Below are 630 nucleotides of genomic sequence, written 5' to 3' on the forward strand. Positions count from 1 at the left end.
CAGAAAGCGGCTGATCACGCCCGAATCGGGACGGATGAAACGGCCCAGTTCCGCCAGCGAGGCATCGGCTTGCGTATCGAAAAACGGATAGCGCCCGTTAAAGGACTGATTGAAGGGCGCGGCAATCGTCTCGCGCCACAGCTCATTGAGACTGCTGGCCGCCGGCTGCAGTACGGTTTGCCAGGCACTTTCCAGCGGCTGCGCAAACAGCGCCTGGCCGAAACCGGCCCAGGCCGAACCCAGGCTGGCGGCGGTCAGCGACGCTTCGTCCCGCACCTGGGTCAAGGTCGATAGCTTGCCCTGGAACACTGCCTGCGCCAGGGCGCGCGCCATGGCTTGCGCATCGTTGCTGCCGCCGATCTGCTGCAAGGTCAGGCGCAGCGTGGTGGCGGCGGTGAGATAGCTCTGCAAGCTCACGCCGTTGAGGGTGGACGGTGCACGCGCGGCATCCGGGTCGCCCGCGGGTGGCCCCATCAAGGCGAGCACGGGGCCGAAGGCGGTATCCAGCGGGTTGCGGGTGACCGGCGTGAGCGCGGGCGCGTCGTCGCCGCCGATCAGGTTCTTGGCACGTCGCACCAAGGTATCGCCAAGCGCCTGCGTCGCGCGGCCGGCTTCGGCTTCGTATTGCAC

General features: G+C 67.5%; 1 protein-coding gene. It reads right to left on the reverse strand.

Annotation, left to right across the window (positions count from 1 at the left end):
* A partial coding sequence (locus AC4HNJ_RS21555; protein ID WP_490481672.1) for a hypothetical protein occupies positions 1 to 630 on the reverse strand: 630 nt, incomplete at both ends.

It is taken from the genome of Dyella sp. SYSU CM1112 (genome assembly GCF_058216415.1).